Origin of the sequence: Sinisalibacter aestuarii, assembly GCF_027923545.1 — a bacterium.
Lineage (GTDB): Bacteria > Pseudomonadota > Alphaproteobacteria > Rhodobacterales > Rhodobacteraceae > Sinisalibacter > Sinisalibacter aestuarii.
Genome location: NZ_BROH01000001.1, coordinates 245,378 through 259,645 on the forward strand (window position 1 = coordinate 245,378; position 14,268 = coordinate 259,645).

At 63.2% G+C, this 14,268-nt stretch carries 13 protein-coding genes; 3 read left to right on the top strand and 10 right to left on the bottom strand.

The genetic code is table 11. The features are described 5' to 3' along the window. Positions 1 to 26: 26 nt before the first annotated feature. Both hpf and QMG28_RS01275 read right to left on the bottom strand, forming a co-directional pair. Positions 27 to 602, bottom strand: coding sequence for a ribosome hibernation-promoting factor, HPF/YfiA family (hpf, locus tag QMG28_RS01270; RefSeq protein ID WP_281840346.1), 576 nt, complete (start codon positions 600 to 602; stop codon positions 27 to 29). Positions 603 to 858: 256 nt separating this feature from the next. Continuing rightward, positions 859 to 1,470, bottom strand: coding sequence for a ribonuclease D (locus tag QMG28_RS01275; RefSeq protein WP_281840347.1), 612 nt, complete (start codon positions 1,468 to 1,470; stop codon positions 859 to 861). Between the two features lie 169 nt (positions 1,471 to 1,639). Between QMG28_RS01275 and QMG28_RS01280 the strand changes: the two genes are divergently transcribed. Beyond that, positions 1,640 to 2,731, top strand: a complete 1,092-nt coding sequence (locus QMG28_RS01280; RefSeq protein WP_281840348.1) for a YeeE/YedE family protein — start codon at positions 1,640 to 1,642, stop codon at positions 2,729 to 2,731. A 67-nt stretch (positions 2,732 to 2,798) separates the two neighbouring features. Here the strand turns inward: QMG28_RS01280 and QMG28_RS01285 are convergent, their stop codons facing one another. From QMG28_RS01285 to QMG28_RS01305, 5 genes are all read right to left on the bottom strand, one after another. Beyond that, the gene (locus QMG28_RS01285; RefSeq protein ID WP_281840349.1) at positions 2,799 to 3,938 is read right to left on the bottom strand and encodes an Mrp/NBP35 family ATP-binding protein; all 1,140 of its coding nucleotides are present in this window, start codon (positions 3,936 to 3,938) and stop codon (positions 2,799 to 2,801) included. A 27-nt stretch (positions 3,939 to 3,965) separates the two neighbouring features. Continuing rightward, entirely contained in the window at positions 3,966 to 4,844 is an 879-nt protein-coding gene (locus QMG28_RS01290; protein WP_281840350.1) for a dimethyl sulfoxide reductase anchor subunit family protein, read from the bottom strand. Continuing rightward, entirely contained in the window at positions 4,844 to 5,587 is a 744-nt protein-coding gene (locus QMG28_RS01295) for a 4Fe-4S dicluster domain-containing protein (protein WP_281840351.1), read from the bottom strand. Before QMG28_RS01295 ends, QMG28_RS01290 begins: the two co-directional genes overlap by 1 nt. Then, a complete protein-coding gene (locus QMG28_RS01300; RefSeq protein ID WP_281840353.1) occupies positions 5,587 to 8,397 on the bottom strand; it encodes a molybdopterin-dependent oxidoreductase in 2,811 nt (936 codons plus the stop codon). The genes QMG28_RS01295 and QMG28_RS01300 overlap by 1 nt, the downstream gene beginning before the upstream one ends. A 79-nt stretch (positions 8,398 to 8,476) precedes the next feature. Continuing rightward, a complete protein-coding gene (locus tag QMG28_RS01305; RefSeq protein ID WP_281840354.1) occupies positions 8,477 to 8,818 on the bottom strand; it encodes an ArsR/SmtB family transcription factor in 342 nt (113 codons plus the stop codon). A gap of 133 nt (positions 8,819 to 8,951) precedes the next feature. Here QMG28_RS01305 and dsrE2 point away from each other — a divergent pair, with 133 nt between their 5' ends. Together dsrE2 and QMG28_RS01315 are read left to right on the top strand one after the other, a co-directional pair. Further along, positions 8,952 to 9,449 (top strand): sulfur carrier protein DsrE2, encoded by a 498-nt coding sequence (gene dsrE2 / locus QMG28_RS01310; protein ID WP_281840355.1) that lies wholly within the window; start codon positions 8,952 to 8,954, stop codon positions 9,447 to 9,449. A 37-nt stretch (positions 9,450 to 9,486) separates the two neighbouring features. Then, positions 9,487 to 9,711: a sulfurtransferase TusA family protein gene (locus QMG28_RS01315; RefSeq protein WP_281840356.1), complete on the top strand. Its 225-nt coding sequence runs from the start codon at positions 9,487 to 9,489 to the stop codon at positions 9,709 to 9,711. A 70-nt stretch (positions 9,712 to 9,781) separates the two neighbouring features. Here QMG28_RS01315 and QMG28_RS01320 read toward each other — a convergent pair whose 3' ends face one another. The 3 genes from QMG28_RS01320 to QMG28_RS01330 all read right to left on the bottom strand — a co-directional run bounded on the left by QMG28_RS01320 (position 9,782) and on the right by QMG28_RS01330 (position 14,268). Beyond that, on the bottom strand, positions 9,782 to 11,755 hold the full coding sequence (locus QMG28_RS01320; protein WP_281840357.1) for a bifunctional 2',3'-cyclic-nucleotide 2'-phosphodiesterase/3'-nucleotidase: 1,974 nt from the start codon (positions 11,753 to 11,755) through the stop codon (positions 9,782 to 9,784). Between the two features lie 111 nt (positions 11,756 to 11,866). Next, positions 11,867 to 13,234 (bottom strand): cobyrinic acid a,c-diamide synthase CobB, encoded by a 1,368-nt coding sequence (locus QMG28_RS01325; RefSeq protein WP_281840358.1) that lies wholly within the window; start codon positions 13,232 to 13,234, stop codon positions 11,867 to 11,869. After that, the gene (locus tag QMG28_RS01330) at positions 13,234 to 14,268 is read right to left on the bottom strand and encodes a glycosyl transferase family protein (protein ID WP_281840359.1); all 1,035 of its coding nucleotides are present in this window, start codon (positions 14,266 to 14,268) and stop codon (positions 13,234 to 13,236) included. The genes QMG28_RS01325 and QMG28_RS01330 overlap by 1 nt, the downstream gene beginning before the upstream one ends.

The window sequence follows — 14,268 nt, forward strand, 5'->3', positions numbered from 1 at the left end:
ATGTCCGGCCCACATCATTGCTCGTCTCAGGCCGTGTTGCCGGGGTCGATCCAGCCGATGTTGCCATCTTCGCGGCGGTAGACGACGTTAACCCCGTTGGTTTTCTCGTTCCGGAACACGAGCACCGGAGCATGGGCGAGTTCCATCTGCATCACCGCTTCACCAACCGAGATCGTGGCGATTTTCGTCTCCATCTCGGCGATGATCATCGGCTGCAGCGACTCGGGCTCCGCGTCCTCAGCTCCCTCTTCCGCGGCGAGGATATACGAGGCACCGCCCAGAGTTTCAACCGGGTTGGCCCGTTCCTTGTGGTGATCTTTCAACCGGCGCTTGTAGCGACGAAGCTGTTTCTCCATCTTTTCAGCGCATTCGTCGAACGAAGCGTAGATTTCCGTCGCCTTCGCGCTGGCCTGAGCGGTCAGGCCCGTCGACAGGTGCACGACGGCTTCGCACACATATTCATGAGCGTTCTTGGAGAAGACCACCTGGGCATCGGTCGGGCGTTCGGCATACTTTTGCACGACGGCACCCAATTCGTCCTTCACATGGGTCTGAAGGGCTTCGCCGATGTCGATTTGTTTGCCACTGATCTGGTACTTCATCCTACCTCCTCACTTTCGGATTTGCCCCGGCGTCGCGGCGCGCACCTGCGCCCGCGAGGTATCCGGGAATGGTCTCATGGATTGATGTTGTTGATGCTTGCGTGTTGGAACCCGCCCGAATCTCACGGGCGATTGTGGTGCTGCGGCCAAGGTGGCCAGGGCACGAACGGGCAGAGCTGTGTCCATGCATGTTCACATTCATTTGGCGACGGAGGGCTCCCGTTGTCAACCGAAATAGGCCGGTTTGGCGATGGATTCAGTGGGCGAAGATGTCGGTCTCGGGCCAGCCCATAAGATCGAGCTGCGCCCGGGCCGGCAGGAAGCCGAACGCCGCCTGCGCCACCTCCGTGCGGCCCTCCCGGGCGAGCCGCGCATCGAGCTTTTCTTTCAGCCGGTGCAGATAGAGCACGTCCGACGCGGCGTAGTCGAGCTGCGCCTCGGTCAGCTCTTCGGCGCCCCAGTCGGTTTGCTGCTGCTGTTTGGAAATGTCGACGTGCAGAAGCTCGTCGAGCAGCACCTTGAGCCCGTGCCGGTCGGTATAGGTGCGCACCAGCTTCGACGCGATCTTGGTGCAATAGACCGGCGCGGTCAGCGCGCCGAAAGCGTTGAGCAGCATGGCGATATCGAACCGGCCGAAATGGAAGAGCTTCAGCACCTTCGGATCGGTGAGCATCTTCACGAGGTTCGGCGCCTCGGTCTGGCCCTTGTCGACGTGCACGATATGCGCATTGCCGTCGCCCGAGGAAAGCTGGATGACGCAAAGCCGGTCACGGTGCGGGTTGAGGCCCATGGTCTCGGTGTCAATCGCCACGACGGGGCCGAGATCGAGCCCGTCGGGGAGGTCGCGCTTATAGAGATGATTGGCCATGAGCCCCTCGTATTGGTTCTGGCGCTTGATAGTGGGATTGCCGCACGCGATCAACGGGGCTTTCGCCTTCGGCGCACAAAAGACAAGCATGAATGCATTGCGATGTGTTAGTATGTTCGGAACCCGCCGGAACAGGCGGGGCACATGATATGACATCAGGGAGGGACGCATGCTCGACATGTGGAGAGAAGCCGCGCTGGCCAATCCGGCGGCGTGGATCGGCTGGGGTGGTCTCATCATCGGGATCGTGTTCGGCTTTACCATTCAACGCACCAATTTCTGCACGATGGGGTCGATCTCCGACATCCTGTCATTCGGCGATTACCGGCGCTTTCGCTCGTGGCTGATGGCGGCCGGGGTGGCGGTGATCGGCGTTGCGGTGATCGAGCGCCTTGGCGCCGCCGATCTTTCGTACTCGATCTACACCGGGCCCACCTTCCAGTGGGGCGGGCATATCATCGGCGGGCTCCTGTTCGGGATCGGCATGGTCTTTGGCGGCGGCTGCGTGTCGAAAAACCTCGCGCGGGCGGGCGGCGGCGATCTGCGCTCGTTGATCGTGCTCGTGGTGATCGGCATCGCGGGCTACATGACCATCGGCGGGCTGTTCGCCCAGGCGCGGATCTGGATCACCACGCCGCTCACCGCCGACCTTTCCGCCGCGGGGCTGGAAAGCCAGCGGGTGGACGAGATGATCGGGGCGCTCACCGGCATGGGCGCGGGCACGGCCAACCTGATCGCCGTGGTGCTGATCGCCGGCGCACTGCTGGTCTATGCCTTCGCCGACACAGGCTTCCGCCAGTCGCGCATGCATCTCATCGCGGGCCTCGTGGTGGGGCTCTGCGTGCTGGCCGGGTGGATGCTGACCGGCCTCGCGCTCGACGATTTCGCCGACAATCCGCGCGTGGAATCACTCTCCTATGTCCGGCCCGCAGGCGACACGCTCGACTACCTGATGCGCTTCACGGCCTATGAGGCACCGAGCTTTACCGTTGTCACCCTGCTGGGCGCGCTGATCGGTGCCTTCCTCAGCGCCATCACCAACAAGAGCTTCGCCTTCGCCACGTTCACCGACGCGGGCGACACGCTGCGCAATATCGGCGGCGCGGTGCTGATGGGGATCGGCGGCGTCACGGCGCTGGGCTGCACCATCGGCCAATCGGTCAGCGGCGTTTCAACGCTGGCGCTCGGCTCGCTCATCACCTTCGTCTTCATCGTGATCGGCGGGGTGATCGGGATGAAGGCGATGGAAGCGCTGGCCTGAGATAACGAAAAGGGCGCGAGTCCGCCTCGCGCCCTTTCTTCGTTCCCGGTCTTGCCCCGATTTCGGATCAATCCTCGTCGTCGTCCTCGGCCATGCCAAGGAGTGCGGCGACCTTCAGCGCCACCTTCTTGTAATGATCGGCATGTACGCCATTCGGATCGGCGATGATGCAGGGTTTGCCAGCATCGGAGGTGACGCGGATGTCCATGTGCAGCGGGATCGCGCCGAGGAACATCACGCCGAGACGGTGCGCATCGGCCTCCGCGCCGCCATGACCGAAGATCTCGCTTTCCTTGCCGCAATGCGGGCAGACGAAGGTCGACATGTTCTCGATGATGCCAAGGATCGGCACATCGACATCCTTGAACATCTTGAGGCCCTTGCGCGCATCGACCAGCGCAAGATCCTGCGGCGTCGAAACGATGACCGCGCCCGAGAGCGGGGTTTGCTGCGCCATGGTGAGCTGTGCGTCGCCGGTGCCCGGCGGCATATCGAGCACGAGGAAATCGAGCTCGCCCCAATCCACGTCGCGGGTCATCTGCATCAGAGCGGTCACCACCATCGGGCCGCGCCAGATCACCGGGCTTTCCTCATCCTGCAAAAAGCCCATCGACATGACCTTCATGCCGTATTTCTCGATCGGGATCACCCGGTCGCCCTTCATCGCCGGGCGGTCCTTGATGTCGAGCAGGCGCGGGATCGAGGGGCCGTAGATATCGCCGTCGAGAAGGCCCACCTTGAAGCCCAGCGCGGCGAGCGTGGCCGCGAGGTTCACGGCGGTGGTGGACTTGCCCACGCCACCCTTGCCCGAGGCCACCGCAACGATGTGCTTGATGCCGGGAATCGCTGCCTGCGCGGGCCGCATGTCAGGCCCGGGCACGCCGGGGTTTTTCGGGGCCGGTTTGCGCAGCTTCGGCGCTTCGGCGGCGGGCGCTGTCTCGGGCGCCACATCGGCCCCCTTCTCGCCGGTGAGCACCACGAGCAGGTTGGTGATCTGCGGGATGTTCTCGCCCACCCGCTTCTCGATCTCTTCCTTGAGCGCCTTGAGGTCGCCCATGAAATCGCCCGGCACGTTCACCGACACCACGACCTTGTGGTCATTGATGGCAACGTCCTTCTCCGAGACGAGCCCCGCCTCGACAATATTGCCCTTCACGCCCTCAGCCGTCACCTTGGCGAGGTTCGCCATGATCCGTGTGATCATCATTGTTCAAATTCCTCCCTGGGCGAAGCGTCAGCCGCGCGAATAATACAGCGACACCACGTGTTCCGCTTCCGCGAAGAAAAGCCAACGCGACGTAAGGACGCCCGCGACATGAATGAGCAGCGCGGCAATCGCCATCGGCATGCTGACCGGCAGCAGCAGGAGCATCAGCACCGGCACCACGCCGATCAGGACGGTCGAGATCATCCGCAGTTTCTGGCTGTGCTTGCGGCCAACGGTAAAGAACATCTCATCGAGGATGTAGTTGCGCGCCGTGTGGGCGCTTTCGAACATCCGCACCTTGCCGATGGAGCCAAGGCCAGTGGCGGTGCCCTTGTCGGAGCCGGTTTCGGCAAGGCGCTTGTCGCCCATCGTCCAATAGGCCCATTGCAGCGCCAGCACGACGATCAGCAGCACACCCGCCACCTTCGCCTGCATCGACAGGAGCGCGCCGCCGGCAATGGCATAGGTGAGATAGAGCACCGGGGTGAGCGGCATATGCCAGCGCGGAATGGTCTTGAGCTGGGCGTAGATCATCGAGGTGGAAAACACCGTGATGAGCGCCAGCGCCGAACCGATGGGCCCGAGCCAGTTCAGGCTGTCGGAGGCGAAGAAAATCTGCGCAATCGCCATCGGTGCGAAGGTGAACAGCGCGATCACCGAAAGGATCCCCTCGCGCGAGAGCCACGAGGTTTGCCACTGGCTGAACGCATAGATCGCGTTTTTCTTGTTGGCGAGGTGCAGGACCGACGACAAAAGGCCGCCCACCGACAGCGCATAGGCCATGAAGTAGACGCCAAAGGCCGCCATGCCGGTGAAGCTCGGAAAGCCGAGCCCCAGCCACATGAACAGACCGAAGCCAAGACCGGAGATCGAGGTAAAGACGATAACGGAAGGTGCCGGGTGCATCAGAGTTTCTCCAGTGCCTTGTCAAGCCAGCCGAGGAAGCCCTTGGGCTCTTCGGCGACGGTTTCGAGCGCCTTGGGCGGCGTCTTGTCGAGCGTGTCTTTCGGACGCGGCGGCAGGTATTTGTTGACGGGTTTGGTGCCCTGTTCGGGCATCAGGTCCATCCCGCCGCGCTCGGCGACGAGCTTCGACACGTCGCTTTCGGGATCGCCGAGATCGCCGAAGTGGCGCGCGCCGGCCGGGCAGGTGCGCACGCAGGCGGGCACCCGGTCTTCTTCCGGCAGGTTCTCGTTGTAGATCCGGTCCACACAGAGCGTGCACTTCTTCATCACGCCCGCGTCGCGGTCGAGCTCGCGCGCACCGTAGGGGCAGGACCAGGCGCAGAGGCCGCAGCCGATGCACCGGTCTTCGTTCACCAGCACGATACCGTCTTCGGCGCGCTTGTAGCTCGCGCCGGTGGGGCAGACGGTAACGCAGGGCGCGTCTTCGCAATGCAGGCACGATTTGGGGAAGTGCACCGCCTGCGCCGGGCCGCCATCCTTGGGCTCGATCTCGTAGTTGAACACGCGGTTCAGGAAGGTGCCTTCCGGGTCGGCGCCATAGGCGTCGATATCCGAGAGCGGTGCACCGTAGTTCTGGGTGTTCCAGCCCTTGCAGGCCGTCACGCAGCCATGACAGCCGACGCAGGTGTCGAGGTCGATCACCAGGCCGAGCTTTTTCTTCGACTCAGAGGGAAGCTTGGTCATCAGATCTTCCTTGCAACTTTCTTCGGCCCCTTGCCGACCGGCGATTTGATCGGCGGGAAAACGGGCTGGGCTTCGGCCGGTTTCGGATCGGCCTTTTCGATTTTCACCCGCAGGTCGAACCAGGCCGCCTGGCCGGTAACCGGATCGCTGTTGGACCAGCGCATCCCGTCGCCCTTCGGCGGCTGAAGCTCGTGGATGATGTGGTTGAGCAGGAAGCCTTCGGTGGCCTCCGGCGCCTTCTCGTCAAGCGCCCAGGCGCCCTTGCGCTTGCCGATGGCGTTCCAGGTCCAGATCGTGTGATCGTTCAGGCCCTCGTGCAGCGCGACCGGCACCACGATGGAGCCGTGAACCGAGCTGATCCTTGCATAATCGCCATCCTCGAAGCCATGCTTCTGCCAGATCGCTTTCGGCAGATACATGTAGTTCTTGCCGGTGATCTGGCGCAGCCAGGCGTTCTGCGTGCCCCAGGAGTGATACATCTGCATCGGCCGCTGGGTCAGCGCGTGAATGTTGTATTCCTCGATATCGACGTTGGTGTCCTCGAAGGGTTCATACCAGATCGGCAGCGGGTCCATCGTGCGCAGGATGCGCGCGCGCAGATGGTCGGGCGGCTGCTGCTCGCCATGACCCTCGGCGGCAAGCTGGAACTTGCGCAGCGGCTCGACATAGAGGTTGAAGGCGTAGAACAGCGGCGAGTCGTAAAGCCCGATCTCGACCGCCCAATCCTGATAGGCCTTGTTCCACGGCTTGTAGAACTGCCCCTCTTGCGGGATATGGCCGATCCAGAAGCCGCCATTGTCGATATAGGCCTGAATCTGGTTCGGGTTGGCCTCGCCACGGCCCGACTTGTCGCCATCCTTGCCACGCCAGCCCGCAAGCGGACCCACGCCGGGGCGGCGTTCGTGGTTCTGGATGTAATCGGCGTAATCCGCCCACTTCGCGTTGCCCTCGTCATCGGTGAAGCCCGGAAGCTTCATCTTGTTGGCGAGCTGGACCAGCACGGTCTGGAAATTACGCACGTCGCGGTCGGGCTCGACCACCGGCCAACGGATGCTGTCGGCGGCGGCTTCGGCCTCGCAGATCGGCCGGTCGAGCAGCGAGATGCAATCGTGACGCTCAAGATAGGTGGTGTCGGGCAGGATCAGATCGGCATAGGCGACCGTCTCGGACGAATAGGCGTCGGAGTAGATGATATGCGGGATCACATATTCGCCGTTCTCGTCCTTGTCGGTGAGCATCCGGATCACTTCCGAGGTGTTCATCGACGAGTTCCACGCCATGTTGGCCATGTAGAGGAACAGCGTGTCGATCTTGTAGGGATCGCCGGCATGGGCGTTGGAGATCACCATATGCATCAGCCCGTGGGCCGACATCGGGTTTTCCCAGGTGTAGGCCTTGTCGATCCGCTGGGCGGTGCCGTCTTCGTTCACAAGCAGGTGCTCCGGCCCCATCACGTAGCCCAGATGCGGGCCGTTCAGCGGCTTGCCGGGGGTGACGCCGGCATGGGGCTTGGGATGCGCCTCGGGCGGCTTCGGATAGGGCGGCTTGAAGCGGAAGCCGCCGGGCACCTCGACCGAGCCGAGCAGGATCTGCAGCACGTGCAGGGCGCGGGCGGTCTGGAAGCCGTTGGAATGGGCGGAGATGCCGCGCATCGAGTGGAACGAGATCGGGCGGCCGATCATCTTCGAGTGCTTTTCGCCCTTCCAGTCGGTCCATTCCACATCGAGGCTGATCTCTTCCTCGAAGGCGACGCGGGCAAACTCGGCGGCGATATTCCGAATGCGCTGGGCGGTCAGGCCGCAGCGCTCGGCCACGGCTTCCGGCGTGTAGTCATCGGCCATGTATTTCTCGGCCATGAGCTGGAACACGGTGCGGTTGCCATCCTTGCTCGCGGCGAGGTTGGCGATGCTGCCGGGTTTGTCGAAGGCCACCAGCTTGCCGGTTTTCTGATCGACGATCTGCGGCTTGCCGTCCTGGTCGCGGATGAACAGGCCCTTCTCCGGCCCCTCGGCCTCGTTCACCAGGAAGCCCGCATTGGTGTAGCGGCGCAGGTAGTCGAGATCGACCTTCCCGGCGCGGAACAGCTCGTGAATGATCGACAGGATCAGGAGGCCGTCGGTGCCGGGGGTGATGCCCACCCAATCGTCGGCCACCGCATTGTAGCCCGAACGGATCGGGTTGATGCCCATGACCTTGCCGCCATTGGCCTTCATCTTGCCGATGCCGATCTTGATCGGGTTGGAGTCATGATCCTCCGCCACGCCGAACAGCACGAACAGCTTGGTGCGGTCCCAGTCCGGCTGGCCGAATTCCCAGAACGCGCCGCCCATCGTGTAGATGCCGCCGGCGGCCATGTTGACCGAGCAGAAGCCGCCATGGGCCGCGTAGTTCGGCGTGCCGAAGCTCTGGCCCCAGAAGCTGGTGAAGCTCTGCGACTGATCGCGGCCGGTAAAGAAGGCAAGCTTCCTGGGATCGGTCTGGCGGATCGGCTCAAGCCAGTCGGTGGCGATCTGAAGCGCCTCGTCCCAGGAGATTTCTTCAAACTCGCCGGAGCCGCGCGGGCCCACCCGCTTCAGCGGCGCGCGCAGGCGCGACGGCGCGTAATGGTTCATGATGCCCGAGGAACCCTTGCCGCAGAGCACGCCCTGGTTCACCGGGTGATCGCGGTTGCCCTCGATGTAGACGACCTGGTCGCCCTTCATGTGCACGTTGATGCCGCAGCGGCAGGCGCACATGTAGCACGTCGTCTTGCGGATCTCGTCCGAAACGGGCGGCGACGTTTCGATCTGGATGTTCTCGGGTCTTGTCATCGGGTCATATCTCGACATTTGGATATTTGAATGAACATCGCACAAAAATTGCGCGACGCAATTCTTTTCTGTTCGGAAATTACGAGGAAAAGGCCATTTCCTTGAGCATGGCCGGGTCCGGCACGTAGATGCTCTGCAACGTTTCGATCACCTTGCGGGCCTCGGCGGATTCCAGCGAATAGTAGACCGATTGTGCCTCGCGCCGGGCCGTCACCAGTTTTTCGCCCCGCATGATGGCGAGCTGTTGCGACACCGTCGACTGGCCGAGGCCGGTTGCAACCTGCAACTGCTGAACCGACAATTCACCGTCGGCCAGATAGCACAGGATGAGCAAGCGTTTCGGGTTCGACAGAACGCGCAACAATTCGCTTGCCGCATCGGCGATTTCGGCCCGGTTTTTCGGGGCCCAGTTTGGATCCATCAGCTCTCCTCCCGTCTCACACCCTTGCCAAGGCGCGATTCCCCTGAGTGCATGCAGAGTCTACTTGACTGGCGACCATTTTATATTCAACAATTTCGATACACAAATAATTACCGAAACGGGAGGGCTCGCTGTGCTGGATGCTGGCGACAACACCAAGAAAATGACGCTCATCGTCACGAAGGGCACCCTCGATTGGGCCTACCCGCCCTTCATCCTGGGTACCACTGCGGCGGCGATGGACGTTGAAGTCACTATGTTTTTCACCTTCTACGGGCTGCAGCTTCTGAAGAAGGACCTCGACCTGAAAGTCTCGACCCTTGGCAACCCTGCGATGCAGATGCCGATGGGCGGGATGCACATGTCCATGCCCAACATCATGCCGATGATTCCTGGTGTGGACCGCATGACGACCACGATGATGAAGAATCTCATCAAGAAGAAGGGCGTCGCCTCGATCGAGGATCTGCGGGAAGCCGCCGTTGAAATGGAGGTCAAGATCATCGCGTGCCAGATGACGCTCGACCTTTTCGAGATCGACCGCAACGATCTGATCGACGGCGTCGAAATCGGTGGCGCAGCCACCTGGTTGGAAGAGGCGACCGCCTCGGATATCAACCTGTATCTCTGAACTGAAGACACGGACGCCAAAGGGAGGATAATACCACATGGCCGATCAAGTTCTCGACGCGAAGGGGCTCAACTGCCCGCTTCCGATCCTCAAAACCAAAAAAGCGATCAAGGGCATGACCCCGGGCCAGGTTCTCCAGGTCATGGCCACCGATCCCGGTTCGATCGCCGACATGACCGCCTTCTGCAATCAGACCGGCAACGAGCTGATGAGCCAGTCGAACGAGGGCGACGTTTACACCTTCGAGATCAAGGTCGCCTGACTCTGATCCCTGCCGAACAGGAAGCCCCGCCGGAGAGATTCGGCGGGGCTTTTCTTTGTCCTGCGTCGCGTCAGAGCGCGATGCGGAACCGCGCGAAGCCATCCGGGCCTTCGCCCGCCGGCTCGATCGTCACGCCTTTCACATCGCCGATATATTCCGCCGCTTTCGGGCCGGTATCGAAGAGCACGGTGGTGCCCGGCATCGCCGCGAAGTGCCAGTTGGCGTCCGCGGACGGATTGATCGTGCCCTGATCGACAATGTAGCGCACGATCACGTCGCGGTTGGTGTCCGGCCCCTCGAAGATGATCGTATCGCCGGTGCCCGGGAAATGGCCGCCGCCGCCGGCGCGGTAGTTGTTGGTGGCGACGACGAATTCCATGTCGTCCGTCACCGGCGCACCGTTGAACTGCAGGTTCACGATCCGGTTCGCACCTTCATTGATCACGTTGCCGTCACGGTCGAACATCATCGGCTGGCTGAGGTCGATCTCGTAGGTCACGCCATCCATCACATCGAAGTTGTAAGACGGGAAATCGGGGTTCAGCAGCACCTGATCCGCCTCGCCCGGCGTGATCTGGTTGAACATCCCCGCCGAGCGCTCAAGCCACCCTTTGAGCTGCGCCCCGGTGATCTTCACCGCGCGCACGGTGTTGGGATAGAGGTAGAGGTCGGCCACGTTCTTGATCGCCACATCTCCCGCGGGCACGTCGGTGTAATATTCCGGGCCACCCCGGCCACCGGCCTTGAACGGCGCGGCGGCGGACAGGATCGGCAGGCCCTCATACGCCGTGCCCTGCATCATCTGGGCGATGTACCAAAGCTGCGCCTGGCTCACGATCTGGACCGAGGGGTCATCGGCCACCAGCGCGAAGTAGCTCTGCAGCGGCGCCGAGGTCTTGCCTACCGCGCGGCGGACATAGGCCAGCGTCTCTTCATGCGCCGTCTGAACCGAAGCTTCCACCTCCGGCACGCTCTCGACCAGCGCGACGATCGCGCCACCTTCGCCGCGCTCATAGATCGGGCGCACTTCCGAGGCATGGCTGACAATGCTCACTTCGCCGCCTTCGAAGGACAGCATGAGGTCGATCACCCCGAGATGCGAGCCCCAGAAGCCCCCCATGACGGCGGGCTTACCGTGGATCGTGCCGTTTGCGGCATCCACGCCCGGCGTCTCGGCATAGTCGGGGCCGGGGAAGACAAGGTGGGAATGGCCCGTCATCAGCGCGTCGATCCCGTCGACCTCGGCAAGCGGGATCGAGGCGTTTTCCATCCCGTCACTCCACGCCGCCGCACCGATGCCGGAATGGCTGAGCGCGATGATGATCTCGGCGCCCTCCTCCTTCATCTGCGGCACCCAGGCCCTGGCGGTCTCGACAATATCGCGCGCCGTCACGTTGCCTTCGAGGTGGCGGCGGTCCCAGGTCATGATCTGGGGCGGGACGAACCCGATCAGGCCGATCTTGACATTGTGCTCGGTGCCGGCCCCGTCGACCACGGTCTTCTCAAGGATCACGTAGGGCTTCACCAGGGTCTTGTCGCCGGTCGGGTCGGCCGCCGCTTCAAGCGCCACATTGGCGGAGACGACCGGGAAGGCCGCGCCCGCGAGCGACTTGGACAGGAAGTCGAGGCCATAATTGAACTCGTGGTTGCCGAGCGTCGAGGCATCGAAGCCGACCGTGTTCATCGCGGCAATGACCGGATGCAGGTCGCCTTCCTTCATGCCCTTCTCATAGGCCATGTAATCGCCCATCGGGTTGCCCTGCAGAAAGTCGCCGTTATCGACCAGCATCGAGTTGGTCGCCTCGGATCGGATCGCCTTGATATGGGCGGTGGTACGGGCGAGGCCGACCGTGTCGATCTGCCGGTCGCTGTAATAATCGTAAGGCATCACGTGCACGTGCAGATCGGTGGTTTCCATGATCCGCAGATGCGCCTCGTTCGCCGCGGCACGGGCCGAAAACGGATGCAGCGCGATGAATGATGCGCCAGCCACCCCGCCGAGAAAGCCGCGGCGGGTGGGAAGAAGAAGATGAGAAGAAGTCATGAGGGAGCCTCCACTAAAGCAGATGGAGGAAGGCTAGCGGCCGGATGTGACGCAGGCACGACATTTTTTGACCGATCGGCCAGAAATTGCCCAGATTCCGTGGCGATCCGGTCAGCCTGCCTTGTGGCTGCGCACGAAGGCGACGAAGCGGGCAACCCAATTGTCGGCACGGGTGGCCCGCAAATGGCAGAAGCCGGCAAGCGCGTTATGCACCACGATCCCGTCATGTGTGCCATCGACGCCGTGGCCGCGGGTCATGTCGCGGCCATAGACCGGGGCGCCAGCGATCGCCTTGAGCCGGGCATAGTGGAACTCATGCGCCCGGATTTCTCCGCCCGGCCCGGGCCAGGGGTGATCGGCACGCTCGATAAAGCGGATCAGGCCCTTGCCCTCGGGGCTGGGATGCATCACCGCCTCGCCGGGCACAACGCCCACCATCTCGCCCGCACCGCCCTCTCCGACGATGGCGCGCGACAGATACATCAGCCCACCGCATTCGGCATAGGCGGGCAGGCCGCGCTCGATCCGGGCTCGGATATCGGCGCGCAGTCGGGTATTGGCGGCAAGCTCGCGGGTGAACATCTCGGGAAAGCCGCCACCGATGAAAAGCCCGTCGCAGGCGGGAAGCTCTGCATCTTTCATCGCGTCGAAGGGCACGAGGCGCGCGCCCGCTTCGGCGAAGGCTTCCAGATCGTCGGGGTAGTAGAAGCCGAAGGCGCGGTCGCGGGCATAGGCGATGGTCACATCCGGCTCGGGCAGGGGCGCGGGGCTGGGCGGATCGGGCAGGTCGGGGGCCTCTCCGGCCAGTTCCAGCAGCAAATCGAGATCGACCGAACCGCCGATGATCTCGCCCATCCGGGCGATGAGCGCGTCAAGCTCGCCGGTTTCCGCCGGGGTGGTGAGGCCGAGATGGCGCTCGCCGATTTCCAGCGCTGCATTGCGATGCACCGCACCAACCACTTTGAGGTCGGTATAGGTTTCAACCGCCTCGCGCAGCTTCTTCTCGTGCCGGGGGCCGCCCACCTTGTTGAGAATGACGCCGGTGATGTTCACCTGGGGATCAAACGCCCTGTAGCCCTGCAGGAGCGGCGCGATCCCGCGCGTCATGCCCACCGTGTCGATCACCAGGATCACCGGCAGCCTCAGCAGCCTGGCGATGGCAGCGTTGGAATCCGATCCGTCCATCGACACGCCGTCGAACAGCCCCTTGTTGGCCTCCACCAGCGCCACGCCGCTGGCCTGCACGCGGGAGCCGAAGAAAGCGGTGATTTCATCCGGCGCTTGCGTGTTGAAATCGAGGTTGTAGCAGGGACCGCCGGTAGCGGCGCCAAGCCACATCGGGTCAATGTAGTCGGGGCCCTTCTTGAAGGCGGCTACTGTCAATCCGCGCGCAGTAAGCGCACGGGCGAGCCCGGTGGAGACAACCGTCTTGCCCGAGGATTTGTGCGCGGCGGCGATCAGGAACCGCGGCGCGCGCATCAGGCGCCGACCGGCAGCTTCGAGATGTCGCGCGCAGTCCAGATGTCGGTGGCGAGCGCCTGGGCTTCATCCATCGTCGCGGCTTTGCCGGCGGTTTTCAGCGTGACCGCCATCGTGCCGATGATCGCTTCGCGGGCGTACTCATCATCGTCCTCGCCGCGCCAGACCTTCATCAGCCGGTCCACGTCCATCTCTTCGTCAGGCGGCGCGTGGCCCTCGTCGATCATCTGCGGCCATTCCTCGACATGCGGCCCGGCCGCGTCATGCGTGGTCCAGACCGGGGTCGGCTTGTTGGGCCGCCGCTCGATCTCGCCGCCATCGCCGCGGAACACCGCCGCGTGCTCGATGCCGAGAAGCTGCGCCGCGCCGGAGTGAATATCCATGAAGCCGCGGTGGAAAATGCCCTGCATCACCGTCGGCGCGTTGAACGGGTTCAGCATCCGGGTGAAGGAATGCACCGGGCTGCGCAGCCCGAGGATCGGGCGCAGGTTGATCATCTCCTGCAGCTTCGGGCTCAGCACTTCGAGCGGCACATAGGCGAAGCCCTCGGCCTCGATCCGGTCGGCCGCCTCCTGAAGCGAGACGCAGACCGGCAGGCCGAAATGCTCCAGCACATCGCGGGTATAGACCCGGCCCGGCGTGTGGCCCTCGGTGCCGTGCATGAACACCTTGTAGCCCGCACCGACCAGCGCCATGACGCTCAGCAGATACCAGGGCAGCTGCACCCGCTTGCCGGCATAGGACGACCAGTCGATATCCACATGCGGGAGCCTGGCGGGCAGATCGAAGGTATCGCGCGTGCCCATGGCGAAGCCCGCGATTTCCTCCGGCGCTTCTTCCTTGAGGCGCAGCAGCATGAGGAAGGCGCCGATCTGCTCCGGCTCGGCCTCGCCACGCAGGATCATCGCCATGCTCTCACGGCTTTCATCCAGCGTCAGGTGGCGCTGCTTGGTCTTGCCCCGCCCAAGGATCGCGACGAAGCGCGAGAACGGGTGGGGGTTCATCGGGTCGACGATCCTGGCCTGGTCTTTCAT

What these genes read in the sequence shown, in the direction of transcription:
- QMG28_RS01290 (WP_281840350.1), bottom strand. Translation starts at nt 4,844, where the DNA reads ATGCACCCGGCACCTTCCGTTATCGTCTTTACCTCGATCTCCGGTCTT.
- QMG28_RS01305 (WP_281840354.1), bottom strand. Translation starts at nt 8,818, where the DNA reads ATGGATCCAAACTGGGCCCCGAAAAACCGGGCCGAAATCGCCGATGCG.
- QMG28_RS01285 (WP_281840349.1), bottom strand. Translation starts at nt 3,938, where the DNA reads ATGATGATCACACGGATCATGGCGAACCTCGCCAAGGTGACGGCTGAG.
- QMG28_RS01300 (WP_281840353.1), bottom strand. Translation starts at nt 8,397, where the DNA reads ATGACAAGACCCGAGAACATCCAGATCGAAACGTCGCCGCCCGTTTCG.
- QMG28_RS01320 (WP_281840357.1), bottom strand. Translation starts at nt 11,755, where the DNA reads ATGACTTCTTCTCATCTTCTTCTTCCCACCCGCCGCGGCTTTCTCGGC.
- QMG28_RS01330 (WP_281840359.1), bottom strand. Translation starts at nt 14,268, where the DNA reads ATGAAAGACCAGGCCAGGATCGTCGACCCGATGAACCCCCACCCGTTC.
- QMG28_RS01280 (WP_281840348.1), top strand. Translation starts at nt 1,640, where the DNA reads ATGCTCGACATGTGGAGAGAAGCCGCGCTGGCCAATCCGGCGGCGTGG.
- hpf (WP_281840346.1), bottom strand. Translation starts at nt 602, where the DNA reads ATGAAGTACCAGATCAGTGGCAAACAAATCGACATCGGCGAAGCCCTT.
- QMG28_RS01295 (WP_281840351.1), bottom strand. Translation starts at nt 5,587, where the DNA reads ATGACCAAGCTTCCCTCTGAGTCGAAGAAAAAGCTCGGCCTGGTGATC.
- QMG28_RS01315 (WP_281840356.1), top strand. Translation starts at nt 9,487, where the DNA reads ATGGCCGATCAAGTTCTCGACGCGAAGGGGCTCAACTGCCCGCTTCCG.
- QMG28_RS01275 (WP_281840347.1), bottom strand. Translation starts at nt 1,470, where the DNA reads ATGGCCAATCATCTCTATAAGCGCGACCTCCCCGACGGGCTCGATCTC.
- QMG28_RS01325 (WP_281840358.1), bottom strand. Translation starts at nt 13,234, where the DNA reads ATGCGCGCGCCGCGGTTCCTGATCGCCGCCGCGCACAAATCCTCGGGC.